15 protein-coding genes are annotated in these 15,660 nt (G+C 64.7%); 9 read left to right on the forward strand and 6 right to left on the reverse strand.

Going from position 1 to position 15,660, the window contains the following annotated elements; translation table 11 throughout:
• Window positions 1-111: 111 nt before the first annotated feature.
• A complete protein-coding gene (locus ACTDI4_RS09625) occupies window positions 112-411 on the forward strand; it encodes an FAD assembly factor SdhE (protein ID WP_442840942.1) in 300 nt (99 codons plus the stop codon).
• Between the two features lie 10 nt (window positions 412-421).
• A complete protein-coding gene (mfd, locus tag ACTDI4_RS09630; RefSeq protein WP_442840943.1) occupies window positions 422-3,910 on the forward strand; it encodes a transcription-repair coupling factor in 3,489 nt (1,162 codons plus the stop codon).
• 230 nt (window positions 3,911-4,140) lie between these two features.
• On the opposite strand, the gene ACTDI4_RS09635 is transcribed toward mfd, so the two are convergent.
• The 3 genes from ACTDI4_RS09635 to ACTDI4_RS09645 are packed head-to-tail and all read right to left on the reverse strand — an operon-like array spanning window position 4,141 to window position 7,082.
• The gene (locus tag ACTDI4_RS09635) at window positions 4,141-4,512 is read right to left on the reverse strand and encodes an endonuclease domain-containing protein (RefSeq protein ID WP_442843316.1); all 372 of its coding nucleotides are present in this window, start codon (window positions 4,510-4,512) and stop codon (window positions 4,141-4,143) included.
• Window positions 4,513-4,531: 19 nt separating this feature from the next.
• A complete protein-coding gene (locus ACTDI4_RS09640) occupies window positions 4,532-5,212 on the reverse strand; it encodes a DsbA family oxidoreductase (protein ID WP_442840944.1) in 681 nt (226 codons plus the stop codon).
• Window positions 5,213-5,246: 34 nt separating this feature from the next.
• Window positions 5,247-7,082: an extracellular solute-binding protein gene (locus ACTDI4_RS09645; RefSeq protein WP_442840945.1), complete on the reverse strand. Its 1,836-nt coding sequence runs from the start codon at window positions 7,080-7,082 to the stop codon at window positions 5,247-5,249.
• Window positions 7,083-7,307: 225 nt separating this feature from the next.
• Here ACTDI4_RS09645 and ACTDI4_RS09650 point away from each other — a divergent pair, with 225 nt between their 5' ends.
• Window positions 7,308-7,931 carry an invasion associated locus B family protein gene (locus tag ACTDI4_RS09650; RefSeq protein ID WP_442840946.1) on the forward strand — a complete coding sequence of 208 codons (624 nt, stop codon included), beginning with the start codon at window positions 7,308-7,310 and terminating at the stop codon, window positions 7,929-7,931.
• Between the two features lie 193 nt (window positions 7,932-8,124).
• On the opposite strand, the gene rpsI is transcribed toward ACTDI4_RS09650, so the two are convergent.
• From rpsI to ACTDI4_RS09665, 3 genes are all read right to left on the reverse strand, one after another.
• The gene (rpsI, locus tag ACTDI4_RS09655) at window positions 8,125-8,604 is read right to left on the reverse strand and encodes a 30S ribosomal protein S9 (RefSeq protein ID WP_442840947.1); all 480 of its coding nucleotides are present in this window, start codon (window positions 8,602-8,604) and stop codon (window positions 8,125-8,127) included.
• Complete coding sequence (gene rplM, locus ACTDI4_RS09660; protein ID WP_442840948.1) at window positions 8,604-9,068, reverse strand: 50S ribosomal protein L13; 465 nt, start codon at window positions 9,066-9,068, stop codon at window positions 8,604-8,606. The genes rpsI and rplM overlap by 1 nt, the downstream gene beginning before the upstream one ends.
• 240 nt (window positions 9,069-9,308) lie before the next feature.
• Entirely contained in the window at window positions 9,309-9,755 is a 447-nt protein-coding gene (locus ACTDI4_RS09665) for a PaaI family thioesterase (RefSeq protein ID WP_442840949.1), read from the reverse strand.
• 140 nt (window positions 9,756-9,895) lie between these two features.
• Here ACTDI4_RS09665 and ACTDI4_RS09670 point away from each other — a divergent pair, with 140 nt between their 5' ends.
• The 6 genes from ACTDI4_RS09670 (at window position 9,896) to ACTDI4_RS09695 (ending at window position 15,577) form a co-directional block, all read left to right on the forward strand.
• Window positions 9,896-10,717: an enoyl-CoA hydratase gene (locus ACTDI4_RS09670; RefSeq protein WP_442840950.1), complete on the forward strand. Its 822-nt coding sequence runs from the start codon at window positions 9,896-9,898 to the stop codon at window positions 10,715-10,717.
• Window positions 10,718-10,721: 4 nt separating this feature from the next.
• On the forward strand, window positions 10,722-11,141 hold the full coding sequence (locus ACTDI4_RS09675) for a VOC family protein (RefSeq protein WP_442840951.1): 420 nt from the start codon (window positions 10,722-10,724) through the stop codon (window positions 11,139-11,141).
• A gap of 8 nt (window positions 11,142-11,149) precedes the next feature.
• The gene (locus tag ACTDI4_RS09680) at window positions 11,150-11,671 is read left to right on the forward strand and encodes a CoA-binding protein (protein ID WP_442843317.1); all 522 of its coding nucleotides are present in this window, start codon (window positions 11,150-11,152) and stop codon (window positions 11,669-11,671) included.
• 147 nt (window positions 11,672-11,818) lie between these two features.
• On the forward strand, window positions 11,819-13,102 hold the full coding sequence (locus ACTDI4_RS09685; protein ID WP_442840952.1) for an O-acetylhomoserine aminocarboxypropyltransferase: 1,284 nt from the start codon (window positions 11,819-11,821) through the stop codon (window positions 13,100-13,102).
• Window positions 13,103-13,147: 45 nt separating this feature from the next.
• Window positions 13,148-13,501, forward strand: a complete 354-nt coding sequence (locus tag ACTDI4_RS09690) for a cupin domain-containing protein (protein ID WP_442840953.1) — start codon at window positions 13,148-13,150, stop codon at window positions 13,499-13,501.
• Between the two features lie 972 nt (window positions 13,502-14,473).
• Window positions 14,474-15,577, forward strand: a complete 1,104-nt coding sequence (locus tag ACTDI4_RS09695; RefSeq protein ID WP_442840954.1) for an NAD(P)/FAD-dependent oxidoreductase — start codon at window positions 14,474-14,476, stop codon at window positions 15,575-15,577.
• Window positions 15,578-15,660: the final 83 nt, after the last annotated feature.

A 15,660-nucleotide genomic window follows, 5' to 3' on the forward strand; every position in this document is an offset into this window, starting at 1 on the left:
GATCTGCCATGGAAAACATTGGCCGAGATTAGAAACTATCCGTCGCCTTGCAAGGCTGACACCACCCTCTATCCACGCTATATGCGCCGCGTCGGGAAAGGACGCGCCATCATGACCGCAACGAACACATCAGCCACCGGACGCGCCAGCGACCTCGACCCCCGCCGCAAGAAGCTGCTGTTCCGTTCCTGGCATCGCGGCATGCGCGAGATGGACCTGATCCTCGGCCGCTTCGCCGATGCCGAGATCGGCGCCTTGACCGGCGAGGAGATCGACCAATATGAAAGGCTCCTCGAATTTCCCGACGACCAATTCTTCCTGCTGATTACCGGCGAAAGGCCCGTGCCGCCGCATCTGGATTGTCCGCTCCTGCAAAGGATACTGGTATTCGGCCGGACATTCGAAGCCTGAACGTGATCGCATGAACCTCATTCCCACCATCGGCCTGCCGCAGGGCCGCATCGGTTCCTTCATCCTCGACGGTGTCGCCGACGGCTACGAAGCCTTCGCGCTGGTCGAGATCGCGCGCGAGATCGCGCCCGACCGGCCGATGCTGTTCGTGGCGCGCGACGGCCAGCGCCTGCCGGCCATCGTCGAGGCGCTGGCGTTTGCCGATCCCGGCCTGCCGGTCTTGGATCTGCCGGCATGGGACTGCCTGCCCTACGATCGCGTCTCGCCCGGCTCGGATGCCGCCGCGCGGCGCCTCGACGCTTTGGCCGGCATGGCGGCGCTGGCCGCAAAGCCGCACCGGGCGGTGGTGCTGACCACGGCCAACGCGCTGCTCCAGCGCGTGCCGCCCGCCGGACTGGTCGAGTCCCAGGCCTTCCGCGCCCGTCCGGGCAATCAGGTCGACATGGACAGGCTGATTGCGCGGCTGGAGAATTCCGGCTTCGAGCGGGTGCCGACGGTGCGCGAGGTGGGCGAATTCGCCGTGCGCGGCGGCATCCTCGACCTCTATGCGCCGGGCGCGGAAGAGGCCCTGCGCCTCGATTTCTTCGGCGACACGCTGGAATCCATCCGCGCTTTCGACGTGGCCAGCCAGCGCACCACCGGCCAGCGCAATGCGCTGACCCTGCAGCCCATGAGCGAGGTGGCGCTCACGCCGGAAACCATCAGCCGCTTCCGTCGCGCCTATATCGAGGCGTTCGGCGCGCCCTCGCGCGACGACGCGCTCTATGCCGCCGTCAGCGAAGGCCGGCGCTTTGCCGGCATGGAGCACTGGCTGCCCTTCTTCTACGAGCGGCTGGAAACGGTATTCGACTATCTGCCCGACATGCCGGTGGTGTTCGACCATCTGGCGCATGAGGCGCTGGCCGAGCGCCATGCGCTGATCCTCGACCACTACGAGGCGCGTAAGGGGCAAGCTGGCGGCGCGCTGAAGGAGGCGGTGCCCTACAAGCCGGTTCCGCCACAGCTCATGTATCTCTCGCCCGAGGAGGTGAATGCGGCGACCGCGGATCGCGAGGCCATCGAACTGACGCCTTTCGCGGCGCCCGATGCGGGCGACAGGAAAGTCTTCCATGCCGGCTCCCGCGCCGGCAGGAGCTTTGCCGAGGAGCGCGCTGATCCCAAGATCAACGTCTTCGCCGAGGTGGTGAACCACATCGCCGACGAGCGCGCGGCAAAGCGCCGGGTCGTCGTCGCCGGCTGGACGGAAGGCTCGCTCGATCGCCTGGCGCAGATATTGGCCGAGCACAATCTCGGCAATCTCAAGCGCGTGGCCACGCTTGCCGAGGTGGAGAAGCTCGGCGCCGGCCAGGCCGGCCTTGCCGTGCTGCAGCTCGAAACCGGCTTCGAGACCGACGCCATGGTCGTCGTGGCCGAGCAGGACATACTCGGCGACCGCCTGGTGCGCCGCTCGCGCAAGAAGCGCCGCGCTGCCGACTTCATCGCCGAGGCTGCTTCGCTGTCGTCCGGCGACATCGTCGTCCATGCCGACCACGGCATCGGTCGCTTCGTCGGCCTGAAGACCATCGAGGCGGCCGGCGCGCCGCACGACTGTCTGGAAATCCGCTATGCCGGCGACGACCGGCTGTTTCTGCCGGTAGAGAACATCGAGCTTCTGTCGCGCTACGGCTCGGATTCGGCCGAGGCCACCCTCGACAAGCTGGGTGGCGGTGCCTGGCAATCGCGCAAGGCGCGGCTGAAGAAGCGGCTGCTCGATATGGCGGGGCAACTGATCCGCATCGCCGCCGAGCGCCAGATGCGCACTGCGCCCGCCATGATCCCGGCCGAAGGGCTTTACGGCGAGTTTTCCGCACGCTTCCCCTACGAGGAGACGGAAGATCAGCAGAACGCGATCGACTCGGTCGTGGAGGACCTGTCCGACGGGCGGCCGATGGATCGGCTGATCTGCGGCGACGTCGGCTTCGGCAAGACCGAGGTGGCGCTGCGCGCGGCCTTCATCGCCGCGATGGAAGGGTTCCAGGTTGCCGTGGTGGTGCCCACCACGCTCCTGTCGCGCCAGCATTTCAAGACCTTCTCGCAGCGCTTCGCCGGCCTGCCGGTCAAGGTGCGGCAGGCGTCCCGTCTCGTCGGGGCAAAGGAACTGGCCGAGACCAAGAAGGGGTTGGCCGAAGGCACGGTCGACATCGTGGTCGGCACGCACGCGCTGCTCGGCTCCTCGATAACATTCAAGAATCTCGGCCTGCTGATCGTCGACGAGGAGCAGCATTTCGGCGTCAAGCACAAGGAGCGGCTGAAGGAGCTGAAGAGCGACGTGCATGTGCTGACGCTGTCGGCCACGCCGATCCCGCGCACGCTGCAACTGGCGCTGACGGGGGTGCGCGAGCTGTCGCTGATCGCCACGCCGCCGGTGGACCGCATGGCGGTGCGCACCTTCATCTCGCCCTTCGATCCGCTCGTCATCCGCGAGACGCTGCTGCGCGAGCGCTATCGCGGCGGCCATTCGTTCTATGTCGTGCCGCGCATCAGCGATCTTTCGGAAATCAATGATTTCCTGAAGGAATCCGTGCCGGAACTTAAAGTGGCTGTTGCCCATGGCCAAATGCCGCCCGGTGAACTGGACGACATCATGAACGCCTTCTACGACGGGCAGTACGACGTCCTGCTTTCCACCACCATCGTGGAATCCGGCCTCGATATCCCGACCGCAAACACCATGATCGTGCACCGCGCCGATATGTTCGGCCTGGCGCAGCTCTACCAGTTGCGCGGCCGCGTCGGCCGTTCCAAGCTGCGCGCCTATGCGCTGTTCACGCTTCCGGCCAACCGCAAGCTCACCGACACCGCCGACCGGCGGCTGAAGGTGCTGCAATCGCTGGATACGCTGGGCGCCGGCTTCCAGTTGGCCTCCCACGACCTCGACATCCGCGGCGCCGGCAATCTTTTGGGCGAGGAGCAGTCCGGCCACATCAAGGAAGTCGGCTTCGAACTGTACCAGCAGATGCTGGAGGAGGCAGTGGCCGAGGTGAAGGACACCGGCGAGGTGGCCGATACCGGCTGGTCGCCGCAGATCGCCATCGGCACGGCGGTGATGATCCCGGAAAGCTACGTGCCGGACCTGCAATTGCGGCTGGCGCTCTACCGGCGCGTCGGCGATCTGGAGACGCCGGAGGAGATCGACGGGTTCGGCGCCGAACTGATCGACCGCTTCGGCCCGCTGCCGGAAGAGGTCAAGCACCTGTTGAAGATCGTCTTCATCAAGGCGCTGTGCCGCAAGGCCAATGTCGAGAAACTGGACGCCGGGCCGAAGGGCGTCGTCATCCAGTTCCGCAACAAGGAATTTTCCAATCCCGCCGGACTGGTCAAGTTCATCGGCGAGCAGGGCTCGCTGGCCAAGATCCGGCCCGATCACAGCATCGTCTTCATCCGCGACTGGCCGAATGCCGAAAAGCGCCTGTCGGGCTCGGCGGTGGTGATGACGCAACTGGCGAAGCTGGCGGGGTAGCCTGTTGCCGAGATAGGGGGTCTCTGCCGGCACTTCGCCCAGCACCCCTCATCCGACCTCGCTGCGCTCGGCCACCTTCTCCCACAAGGGGAGAAGGGAGCGCGTCAGCGGCATTTGTGCCAATCTTCGCCGTTGGTGTTTGCTGCCCGAGGTTCTTTCCTTCTCCCCTTGTGGGAGAAGGTGGCCGAGCGCAGCGAGGTCGGATGAGGGGTGTTGGCTGGGACGAAACGTTACCGCCAAGGCTTCAGTGACGGATCGCGTGCATAGGCTATGATGGTGTCGCAGACGGAATCTAGGTCGCGCAGCACGTCATCGTTCCAGAAGCGCAGAACCCGAAAGCCGCATTCATTCAGCGCCATGTCGCGTCGGCGATCATAGTCCGAACCTGCGTGCTGGCTGCCATCGATCTCAACGATCAGCCTCGCTTCGAGGCAGACGAAGTCGGCGATATAGTTTCCGATCGGCGCTTGCCGGCGAAATTTTATCCGATCGAGTCGCCTTCCGCGCAGTTCCTGCCAGAGCTTGTCTTCGGCCTCCGTGGCCTCTTTCCGCATGGTTCGTGCGAAGTGTCGATTCCTGGAGGACACGGGTTGATGTGGCACGCGCGCAAGCCCGCTTTCGTCAATCCACTCGTTGCAACTCCCCGCCCGCCTTCGCTGCCGCGATCTGGCGCAGCGCATCGGCGAGCACGTCCGTCTCCTGCGCGCCCATGACCGCATATTTGCCTTCGATGAGGAAGCAGGGCACGCCGGTGATGCCCATGCGCGAGGCGGTCGCCATCTCCGTCTGAACGGCCGCCACGTCGGCGTCGGTGGGCAGGAGCGTCTCGACCACGGCTGCGTCCATGCCGGCCTCGCGCGCCGCCGCGATCAAGACGGCGTGGTCGCCCACATCCGCGCCTTCCTCGAAATAAAGCCGGAACAGCCGGCGCACGAGCCGGTTCTGGACCGTTTCCCCGGCCGCGCCCGCCCAGCGGATGGCGCGGTGGGCGTCCAGCGTATTGGGCGCTATCCTGATGGCGTCGAAATCGAATGCAATGCCTTCCGCCGCTCCCAGCGGCTCGATGCGGGCGTGGATGTCGCGGATGCGCTGCTCGCTGCCGAACTTGTCCAGCATGTATTGCCGCCGGTCCTTGCCGCCGCGCGGCACGCTCGGGTCGAGCTGGAACGGCCGCCAGTTGATATGGACGTCGACGCCGTCGACGGCAGCCACCGCCTTGTCCAGGCGCTTCTGGCCGATGAAGCACCACGGGCAGACCACGTCCGACACGACGTCCACGCTCAGGGAAACGGGCTCGCTCATGATTCGTCCTTCCGCGTCCGTTCGGCTGTGAAAATCAGTTCGCCTTCCGCCACCATGTCGGAAGCTGATAACCGAATATGGGCGTCTTTTGCGGATGATCCAGATAGTTCCAGTACGCGATCCACCGCCCGGCATTGTGCTGCATGGGCACCATGTAGGCGCCGGAGATCAGGAGCCGGTCGAGCACGCGCACCGCAGCCACGTAGTCGTCCTTGGCGCGCGCGTTCAGCATCGCCTCGATGGCCGCATCGACCGCCGGATCGGCGACGCCGGCCAGGTTGAAGGAACCTTCGACATCGGCTGATTCCGAGCCCCAGCGGCCAAGCTGCTCGAACCCCGGCGACAGCGAGTTGTTGAAGCCGCCGGCGCCCACCAGAACCTCGAAGTCGAAGCGCTGCTTGCGTGCCTGGATCTGGTCGCCGTCCAGCGCCCGGATGGTCACGGCAATGCCGAGCTTGCCCAGCGTGCGCTGGTAAAGGGCGGCCAGCCGCTCCTCTTCCTGGCCCGAGGTGAGAATCTCGAAACCGAAGGGTTTGCCCTGCGGGTCCAGCAGGGCGCCGCCCTCGATGCGGTAGCCGGCGCTCTGGAGCAGGTCCAGCGCGGCGCGCAGCACCTTGCGGTCCTGGCCGGAGCCGTCGGTGAGGGGCGGCCGCCAGCTCCCGTCCATGACGTCCGGCGGCACGCGGCCGGGGAAGGGGGCAAGCAGTGCTTTCTCTTTCTCGCTGGCGGGGTGGCCCAGTGCCGAAAGCTCGGAGCCCTGCCAGTAGCTCATCGTGCGCGTAAACTTGCCGCCGAACAGGTTCCGGTTGGCCCATTCGAAGTCGTAGAGCATGCCGAGCGCGCGGCGCACCGCGGGGTCGGAGAATTTCTGCAGCCGGGTGTTGAACAGGAAGCCCGTCACCACCGGAGGGATGCCGAGCGGGAATTGCTCGACGACGACCCTGCCGTCCCTGGCGGCGGGAAAATCGAAATCGCGCTCAGCCTGCAACGGCCCCATGCCGGTATAGGACGAGCCGGCATAGGCGGAGCAGAGGCCCTTCTTGAACGCCTCGAACTGGGAATTGGCGTTGAGGAAATACTGGACGGTGATCTTGTCGTAGTTGTCGAAGCCGCGTTTGGACGGGACGTCGCTGCCCCAGTAGCCGGGATTGCGCTTGAAGACGATGCGGTCGCCCGCCTGCACGTCGGCCACGGTGTAGGGGCCGCTGCCGACCAGCGGTTTCAGCGTGGTGCGGTCGAATGTTTCCTTGTCGAACGCATGCTTGGGCACGATCGGCGTCATCGCCACGATGAGAGGGAATTCGCGGTCGGCCAGGTCGTTGAAGGTGAAGCGCACGCTGTGCTCGCCGGTCTTCTCCAGCCTGGCGATCTTCTTCATGCGGTCGGAATAGGGCGGGCGGCCCTTTTCGGTGAAGACCTCGTAGGTGAAAAGAACGTCTTCCGGCGTCACCGGCTGGCCGTCCGACCATTTCGCCTTCGGGTCGAGGTGGAACTCGATCGTCCTGCGGTCATCGCTCAGGTCGGCGGTGTCGGCCAGCAGCCCGTAGAGGCCGAAAGCCTCGTCGGCGTTGCGCATCATCAGCGGCTCGAACACGAGATTGCCGAGGATCGTGTCCATCATGCCGCGCGCGGTGGTGCGCAGGCTTTTCAGGATGAAGGGGTTGAGGTTGTCGAAGGTGCCGACCACGCAATAGGTGATCTCGCCGCCTTTCGGTGCTTGCGGGTTCACGTAGTCGAAATGGCTGAAATCCGCCGGCAGCGCCGGCTCGCCCTGCATGGCGATGGCGTGCTTTGGCTCGGCCTGCGCCGGAAGGGCGCAGGAAAGGGCAAGTGAAGATGCGGCGGCGAACCGACGGAGGATGCGGCCCATGACCCGTTTTCCTGGAGCGGCGTGATGATTCTCGGCGCAACCTAGCATGTGCGATGGCGATACTGTGGCCACAGTCGAGAAATGCCGGTAACGGACTGGATTCGGCGCGGCCGGCAGTGTAACACGCCCGACGAAGTCATTCTGTTGCCTCATTTCGGCAAGAGGTAGCACGTCGCAAGGCGGGAAGAAGCCGGCCGCGGGAACCTTTCAGAGGAACTGGACCATATGACGAGCCTGAACACCAACGCATTCCGCCTCTCGGTCATGGCCGCTGGCGTGATCGGCTTCTTGGGCGTCGGCATCGCCGCGGCGAGCGCGCAGCAGCAAATTCCGCAGGGCTGGTTCAAGGCCTGCACCAAGCAGGAAGACGTGGACATCTGCAACGTGCAGAACATCACCACCGCCAGCACCGGCCAGCTCATCACCGGCATCAGCCTGATCGACCTGCGCGGCAAGGTGAACCGCAAGGTGTTCCAGGTCACCGTTCCCAGCGGCCGCATGGTGCCGCCCGGCATCGCGCTGCAGATCGACGGCGGCAAGGCCCAGAAGCTCGACTACGTCATCTGCTTCCCCGACCGCTGCGTGGCCGAGGTTCCGATGACCGACCAGCTCGTCGCCTCCTTCAAGAAGGGCTCGGAGCTGACGCTTACCTCCGTCAACTTCCAGAACCAGCCCAACCCGATCAAGATATCCCTGCAGGGCTTCTCGGGCGCCTTCGACGGCCCGGCCATGCAGCAGTCCGATCTCGAGGACCGGCAGAAGAAGCTCCAGGAGTTCGTGAACAAGAACAACGAGGACTTCGCCAAGAAGCTCAAGGAAGAGCAGGACAAGGCCAAGACAGGCAACTGATCCGGCGCGCGGGTTTTCTCGCGGAAAGCTTCAAACGATCCATGCATCTGCGAACGGCCCCCTTGCGGGGGCCGTTTTGCTTTGGGCTGTTCTCTCGGGTCGGGTAGAGGCCGGACATGAAAAAAGGCCGCGTCGTTGCCGACGCGACCTTTTGAACTGCAGGGCTTCCAGTGGAAAGCCTGGAATACCGCGCTTAGCGCTTCGAGAACTGGAAGGAGCGGCGAGCCTTGGCCCGGCCGTACTTCTTGCGTTCCACCGTGCGGCTGTCGCGGGTCAGGAAGCCGCCCTTCTTGAGTACGGCGCGCAACGCCGGCTCGTAATAGGTCAGCGCCTTGGAGATGCCGTGGCGCACGGCGCCCGCCTGACCGGACAGGCCGCCGCCGACCACGGTGGCGACGATGTCGTACTGGCCGTTACGGTTGGCGGCAACGAGCGGCTGCTGGAGAATCATCTGCAGGACGGGACGCGCGAAATAGGCCGCGAATTCCTTGTCGTTGACGATGATCTTGCCGGAGCCGGGCTTGACCCAGACGCGGGCGATGGCGTCCTTGCGCTTGCCGGTGGCATAGGCGCGGCCCGACTTGTCGAGCTTCTGGACATGGACGGGGGCAGCCGGCTGCGAAGCCTGCGCCACCGTGCCGAGTTCTGCGAGCGAGGAAAGCTGCTCAGCCATTACGAGGCCCTCTTGTTCTTGGCGTTCAGCGCGCCGACGTCGAGCGTCTCGGGCTGCTGGGCGACATGCGGATGTTCGGCGCCTGCATAGACGCGCAGGTTCTTCATCTGGCGACGGCCGAGCGGGCCGCGCGGAATCATGCGCTCGACGGCCTTCTCGACGACGCGCTCCGGAAAGCGGCCCTCCAGAAGCTGGCGCGCGGTGCGCTCCTTGATGCCGCCGGGGTGGCCGGTGTGCCAGTAGTAGACCTTGTCGGTGTACTTCTTGCCGGTGAACACCACCTTGTCGGCGTTGATGATGATGACGTTGTCGCCATCGTCGACATGGGGGGTGAAGGTGGGCTTGTGCTTGCCGCGCAGACGGTTGGCGACGATAGTGGCGAGCCGGCCGACGACGAGACCCTCGGCGTCGATCAGCACCCACTTCTTCACCACATCCGCAGGCTTCTGCGAAAAGGTTGCCATGGATTCTTGCTTTCGTTCAGGACCTTTGCCCTGCCGGACAAAGGGCGTTTCTTGTTGCTTGCATTGACCGGGGACAAAAACCCGCCGCCAATAATAAAACTGCGGCCTTTGCGGGCCGCCGTTCCGGTGCCGCTTATAGGGGAGGGTATGGGTGGCGTCAAGCAGTGGAAATCTGCCCCGGATCATGAAAACATTTGAAAAACATATGGTTAGAAATGAGGTATTATTTTACCGCCACGATTATCGCTTCGGCGGGATCGAATAGGTCCCGGTGGCGTGGGCCACGGTGTGGCGGTCCGGTCCGGCGACGATGTCGATGTCGAACACCATCAGGCTCCTGCCCAGCTTCAGGATGCGGCAATGGCCGTCGATCGGCCCGGCCTCGGCCTTGCGCATGAAATTGATGGTGAGGCTGGTGGTCACCGAAAGCGCATCCGGCCCGGCATGCGAAAGCACGCAGGCATAGCCGCCGATGTCGGCCAGGGTGAACAGCGAGGGGCCGGACACCGTGCCGCCGGGCCTGAGATGCGTTTCGTCCGCGTTCAGCCGCACGGTGCATCCGCCGGGGAAGACTTCGAGCGTTTCGTAGGAATTGCCGCCGCCGTTGAGCTGGGGGAAGGCGGAACGCATCAGCGCGTTGACTTCGGCGGCGGTCAGGACGGGCTTCAGATCGGCTTGGGCGGGCATGCTGGCGTTCCTCGTTTCCGCCGCTTCTATGCCCGCGCCGCGGCCGGCCTTGCAACACCCGGATCCCACCGGAACGCGATGAAGGGTGTTGGCTGCGGCCATATGGCGTATTACCTATCGGACGATGCAGGGAGAAGGAAATGGCCGAGATCGTCGCCATGAAGCGTCTGGAACAGGAAGGGCCGGTTCTGGCCGAGCAGTCCGAGGGTATCCTGCGGCTGACCCTGGCCAACCCGCCTGCCAACGCGCTGTCGCTGGCCGTCATGGCGGCGCTGAAGGCTCAACTTGATCGCGCCCGCGACGACGCCTCCGTGCGGGTGGTGGTGCTGGCGGCCTCCGGAAAGGTGTTCTGCGCCGGCCACGACCTCAAGGAATTGACCGCCAGCCGTGCCGACCCCGATCGGGGCCGGGCCTTTTTCGAGCGTACCTTCGCCGAATGCTCGGCGCTGATGCAGGCCATCGTCAACAGTCCGAAGCCGGTGATCGCCGCAGTGGACGGACTGGCCACGGCCGCCGGCCTCCAGCTTGTGGCAAGCTGCGACCTGGCGATCGCCTCGCAGGAGGCTGCGTTCTGCACGCCGGGCGTCAATATCGGCCTGTTCTGTTCGACGCCCATGGTGGCGTTGTCGCGAAACGTGTCGCGCAAGCAGGCCATGGAGATGCTCCTCACCGGCGAGACCATCGATGCGGCCACGGCGAAGGAATTCGGCCTGGTCAATCGCGTCGTGCCACGCGAATATTTGAATCAGGTCGTGACCAAATACGCCCAAACCATTGCTTCCAAATCGCCTTTGACGCTGAAGATCGGCAAGGAGGCGTTCTACGCGCAAGCCGAGATGGGGCTTGCCGAAGCCTATGACCACACCGCCCGCGTGATGACGGAGAACATGCTGGCACGCGATGCGGAAGAGGGCATCGGCGCCTTCATCGGCAAGCGCAAGCCCGAATGGAAGGGAGAATAGCCGCTTGGACCCCCGCATCTCCATCGTCACGATTGCCGTCGACGATCTCGACCGCGCCGCCGCCTTCTACGAGGCCATGGGCCTGACCCGCCATCGCATCAAGGACGGTGTGGCGTTCTTCCAGATGGGGGGCGCCATCCTGTCGCTGTTTCCGCGCGAGAGCGCCGAGGCCGATTCCGGCATCCGCTTCGGGGAAGCGCCTTCCCGCGTCTATCTCGCCTACAACACGCGATCCGACGACGAAGTTGATGCGGTGCTGGCCGCGGCGGAACATGCGGGCGGCCGTATCGTCAAACCGGCCGGGCGCGCCTTCTGGGGCGGCTGGTACGGCTATTTTGCCGATACGGAGGGCAATCTCTGGGAGGTCGCCCACAATCTGGATTTCCCGATCGACGCGGAAGGGCGGATCAGCTTGCCGGAATGAAGCACGACATGAACCACGACGCCTACGACAATTCTTATATTACCGGCATCCTCAATTCGGTGCGGTCCATCGCCGTCGTCGGCGCCTCGGCTAACGAGGTGCGGCCGAGCTTCTTCGTCATGAAATATCTGCTGGGCAAGGGTTTTTCCGTCATCCCGGTCAATCCCGGCCAAGCGGGTGGAAAAATCCTCGGCCAGACCGTTTATGCCAGGCTGGCCGACATCCCCGAACCTGTCGACATGGTCGACATCTTCCGTGCATCGGAAGCGGTCCCGGCCATCATCGACGAGGTTCTGGCCCTGCGGCCCTTGCCCAAGGTGGTGTGGATGCAGCTTACGGTGCGTCACGACGAAGCCGCCGCGAGAGCGGAGGCCGCCGGCATCAAGGTGGTGATGAACCGCTGCCCGAAAATCGAATATGCGCGGCTGTCCGGCGAAATCGGCTGGAACGGCGTCAATTCCGGCGTGGTTTCGTCCAGGAAGCCGCTCTTGCGCCCAGGTTTCCAGAGCTTCGGCGTGCGCCGGAATTAGTGGGAAATAATTTTCTCCGAAAGCCGCCGCGGGAGGGACTTTCGTTCTAGAGTGCGGAGGCGACGGGCATTTTCCCCTTTGCAATCGAGGTCGTGCTCAGCCAAAGATGCGGGCGATTTCACGTTCGGTTTCGGTAGGGAGTTCCCAATGTCACAACGTACACCCGGCTTCAACACGCTTGCCGTCCACGCCGGCGCAAAGCCCGACCCGGCCACTGGCGCGCGCGCCACGCCCATCTATCAGACCACCTCTTATGTCTTCGAGGATGCCGACCATGCCGCCTCGCTGTTCGGTCTGAAGGCGTTCGGCAACATCTACACCCGCATCATGAACCCCACCCAGGCGGTCTTGGAGGAACGTGTGGCGGCCCTCGAGGGCGGCACGGCGGCGCTGGCCACTTCTTCCGGCCATGCCGCGCAGCTTCTGGTGGCGCACACGCTGCTGCGCTCGGGCGAGAATTTCGTAGCGGCCAAGCGCCTTTATGGCGGCTCCATCAACCAGTTCGGCCACGCTTTCCAGAATTTCGGCTGGGAGGTGCGTTGGGCCGACACCAACGATGTTTCCACCTTCGCCGCGGCCATCGACGACAAGACCAAGTTCATCTTCGTGGAAAGCCTCGCCAACCCGAACGGCGAGTTCGTGGACATCGCGGCCATCGCGGAAGTGGCCCGCAAGCACGGTCTGCCGCTTGTGGTCGACAATACGCTGGCCACGCCATACCTGCTGCGGCCGATCGAGCACGGCGCCGACATTGTCGTCCATTCGCTGACGAAGTTCATCGGCGGTCACGGCAATTCGATCGGCGGCATCATCGTCGACGGCGGCACGTTCGACTGGTCGAAATCGGGCAAATATCCGATGCTGTCGGAGCCGCGTCCTGAATATGGCGGTATCGTCCTGCACGAGACCTTTGGCAATTTCGCTTTCGCCATCGCCGCGCGCGTTCTTGGCCTGCGCGACTTCGGCCCAGCCATTTCGCCTTTCAATGCCTTCCTGATCCTCACCGGCCTTGAGACGCTGCCGCTGCGAATGCAGCGCCATTGCGACAATGCCGCCGCCGTGGCAGCCTGGTTGTCCAACCACCCGAAAGTATCGTGGGTTTCCTATCCGGGTCTGGCCAATGACAAGAACCATGCGCTCCAGAAGAAATATTCGCCGCTCGGCGCGGGCGCGGTGTTCACCTTCGGTCTGAAGGGGGGATACGACGCCGGCGTCAAGCTTGTCGCTTCGCTCGAACTGTTTTCGCATTTGGCGAATATGGGCGACACCAAGTCGCTGGTCATCCACCCGGCCTCGACCACGCACCGCCAACTTACCGACGAGCAACGCACGGCGGCCGGCGCGGGCTCCGACGTGGTGCGCCTGTCCATCGGCATCGAGGACGTGAACGACATCGTCGCCGATCTCGACCAGGCACTGGCGAAAGTCTGACCGGCATGGCACGGAGGCTCCGGACAAACCGGAGCCTTCCGCATCATGACCGAACCGACATTTGTATCCCTCGACATTGCCGGCATCGAGCCGGAAGAAGGCGCGCCGGCGCCGGATCGGCTGATTTCCGGCGCCCCGCAATTCCGTACCTGGAACGTCGAGGAGCGGGAGGGCGGCCTCTATGCCGGCATCTGGGAATCGACGCCCGGCAAGTGGAATATCCGCTACGACGAATGGGAATTCTGCCACATCCTCTCCGGCGTCTCGGTAATCGCCGAGGACGGCGGTGTGACGCGCACCGTTCGTGCGGGCGACAGCTTCGTGCTGAGGCCCGGCTTCAAGGGAAGCTGGGAAGTGCTTGAGACGACTCGCAAACAGTATGTGATTCTCGCAGCTTGACCGGCTGCGAAGCTTCGATCTCGCCATTGCTCCTCATCGTGCAGGAGGCCGTCGGCTCCGGCCCGGCCAGGGTTTTGGATGCCGGATTGGAACCATTCGGCGGCTGACAGATTGTGTGCCACGGAAGGGTTACGCAATCGGAGGAAACGATGGACAGACGGGTCTTTCTCAGCGGCATGCTCGGCCTGACGGGGGCAACGCTGGTCGCAAGCCTTGTAGGGTCCGGCAAGGCGATTGCCGGTGTTCCCGCCACTGGGGGCGGCATCCTCGGCGAGCTTGATGCGTCGCTTCCCGATCTCGCTGTAGGTGGCGTCCCCGAAGTGGAGGAAGTGCAATATCGTGGGCGCGATCGCGACCGGCGCGACCGTCGCGGACGTGACCGGCGGCCGCGGAGGCGTCCCGTGTGGCGGACGGTTTGCCGCCGGTTCCGGAGCGGCGGTCGATGGCGCAGGCGCTGCTGGCGCGAGCGCGTCTGGGTATAATGCCGGCAGCGGAAATACCGCCCTGACAGCCCGGCGGGGCCGGGCATTCAGGGCGGTGGCTGGCCAGCCGTCGCGTACCAAGGCCGAGATGGTATCCACCCGGACGTGCTGCCCTGAATCGCTGGCCCGTCCGGGAAGATGAAAGCTGCGGTGATGAGCAGACACGTGGCTGCCGGCTCTATGTGGCGGCGATGGTGGCGGTCATAGTCGGGGTGGATTTCCTGTTCCTCCGGGGCCGATTCTGGGAACGGCTGGCCGCGAACATTGGCATCGTTTTTGTGTTCGCGGCCTTTTACCTGCTGTTTCTCCGAAGAACCTGAACCGACCGTGCTCGGAAGGCGGTTGGCCGCAAGGCCCGCAGCGCGTGGCGAGGGCCGGACAGGCAGTGGAAGCATGCTTTCAGCCACACTGGATCAGCATCGCGCCTTGCCGGGACCGCTCCAGCCCGTATCTTGTCGGGGTCAGACCGGACAAGCGCGCGGAGATCGGCATGAATGTGATTGTTGTGGGAGCCGGCATTGCCGGCCTTTCGACGGCCTGGTCGCTGGTCAAGGCCGGCCATAACGTCACGATCCTTGAGCAGGGGCCGATTCCCAACCCGCTGGCGGCCTCCGGCGACCATCACCGCATCATCCGCCGCGCCTATGGCGCTGCCGCGGGCTACGGCCGTCTCATCACCGAAGCCTACGAAGCGTGGGACGAACTCTGGAGCGACCTGGGGGAAAACCATCTCGACCCGCGCGGCTTCATGTGCGTCTCGCGCGAAGAGGGCGACGAGGCCGAGCAATATCGCACGGGGCTGGAAAAGGGCGGCTATCCGTTCGAATTGCTGGAACCGGCGGCAGCGGTGGCGCGCTGGCCGTTTCTGGAGGCCGGAACCTTCCGCTACGCCTTCTTCTCGCCGGAAGGCGGCGCGCTGCATTGCCGGAAGATCGCTGCCGGCCTGGCGAACTGGCTGCGCGCCGGCGGCGCCAATGTCTACGAGAACAGCAGGGCGACGGCGGTCGATGCCGATGCCGGACGCGTGACGCTGGCGGACGGCCAGACCCTTCAGGCCGACCGCGTCGTGGTCACGGCCGGCGCCTGGGTGCTCAAGCTGTTTCCCGAGCTGGGCGGCGAATTGAGGACCTATCGCACGGCGCTTGCCTATGTCGAGCCGCCCGCAGACCTCAAGGCGGCATGGAAAAAGGCGCCGGTTATCCTCGATGTCGGCGGCAAGACGGACGGCTACATGATCCCGCCGACCCGTGGCACGGGCATGAAGTTCGGCTCCGGCCTGCACAAGGTTCCCACCAGCGACGCCGACTGGAACCGCGATCCGGTGGAAGGCGAGGGCGAGGTGGTGCGCAACCTGTTCTCGCCGCCCATCGCCCGCATCGGGGAGTATCGCGTGACCGAGGTGGTCACCTGCGCCTACACCTTCACCGAGGACGAGAAGTTCCTCGCCCATGAGAAGGGCCGGTGCCTGGTCGTTTCGGCCTGTTCCGGCCATGGCTACAAGTTCGGCGCTGCCGTCGGACGGCGCGTAGCGGCCGCGGTCGGCGACGGCGACATCGGCAACTTGAAGCGCTGGCTGCGGGCGGAGGCGGTGTAGGCCGGGCAGCGGTCCTTAAGCGGTAACCTTTATTCCGGCGTGGCAGTTGATCGGCGCGGCCACCCTTGCACAAGGGCGAGCCG

The organism is Mesorhizobium sp. PUT5 (assembly GCF_052216645.1).
Taxonomy (GTDB): Bacteria; Pseudomonadota; Alphaproteobacteria; order Rhizobiales; family Rhizobiaceae; genus Mesorhizobium.

What these genes read in the sequence shown, in the direction of transcription:
- ACTDI4_RS09665 (WP_442840949.1), bottom strand. Translation starts at nt 9,755, where the DNA reads ATGCCCGCCCAAGCCGATCTGAAGCCCGTCCTGACCGCCGCCGAAGTC.
- rplM (WP_442840948.1), bottom strand. Translation starts at nt 9,068, where the DNA reads ATGGCAACCTTTTCGCAGAAGCCTGCGGATGTGGTGAAGAAGTGGGTG.
- ACTDI4_RS09640 (WP_442840944.1), bottom strand. Translation starts at nt 5,212, where the DNA reads ATGAGCGAGCCCGTTTCCCTGAGCGTGGACGTCGTGTCGGACGTGGTC.
- ACTDI4_RS09685 (WP_442840952.1), top strand. Translation starts at nt 11,819, where the DNA reads ATGTCACAACGTACACCCGGCTTCAACACGCTTGCCGTCCACGCCGGC.
- ACTDI4_RS09650 (WP_442840946.1), top strand. Translation starts at nt 7,308, where the DNA reads ATGACGAGCCTGAACACCAACGCATTCCGCCTCTCGGTCATGGCCGCT.
- ACTDI4_RS09695 (WP_442840954.1), top strand. Translation starts at nt 14,474, where the DNA reads ATGAATGTGATTGTTGTGGGAGCCGGCATTGCCGGCCTTTCGACGGCC.
- mfd (WP_442840943.1), top strand. Translation starts at nt 422, where the DNA reads ATGAACCTCATTCCCACCATCGGCCTGCCGCAGGGCCGCATCGGTTCC.
- ACTDI4_RS09680 (WP_442843317.1), top strand. Translation starts at nt 11,150, where the DNA reads ATGAACCACGACGCCTACGACAATTCTTATATTACCGGCATCCTCAAT.
- ACTDI4_RS09670 (WP_442840950.1), top strand. Translation starts at nt 9,896, where the DNA reads ATGGCCGAGATCGTCGCCATGAAGCGTCTGGAACAGGAAGGGCCGGTT.
- rpsI (WP_442840947.1), bottom strand. Translation starts at nt 8,604, where the DNA reads ATGGCTGAGCAGCTTTCCTCGCTCGCAGAACTCGGCACGGTGGCGCAG.
- ACTDI4_RS09645 (WP_442840945.1), bottom strand. Translation starts at nt 7,082, where the DNA reads ATGGGCCGCATCCTCCGTCGGTTCGCCGCCGCATCTTCACTTGCCCTT.
- ACTDI4_RS09690 (WP_442840953.1), top strand. Translation starts at nt 13,148, where the DNA reads ATGACCGAACCGACATTTGTATCCCTCGACATTGCCGGCATCGAGCCG.
- ACTDI4_RS09625 (WP_442840942.1), top strand. Translation starts at nt 112, where the DNA reads ATGACCGCAACGAACACATCAGCCACCGGACGCGCCAGCGACCTCGAC.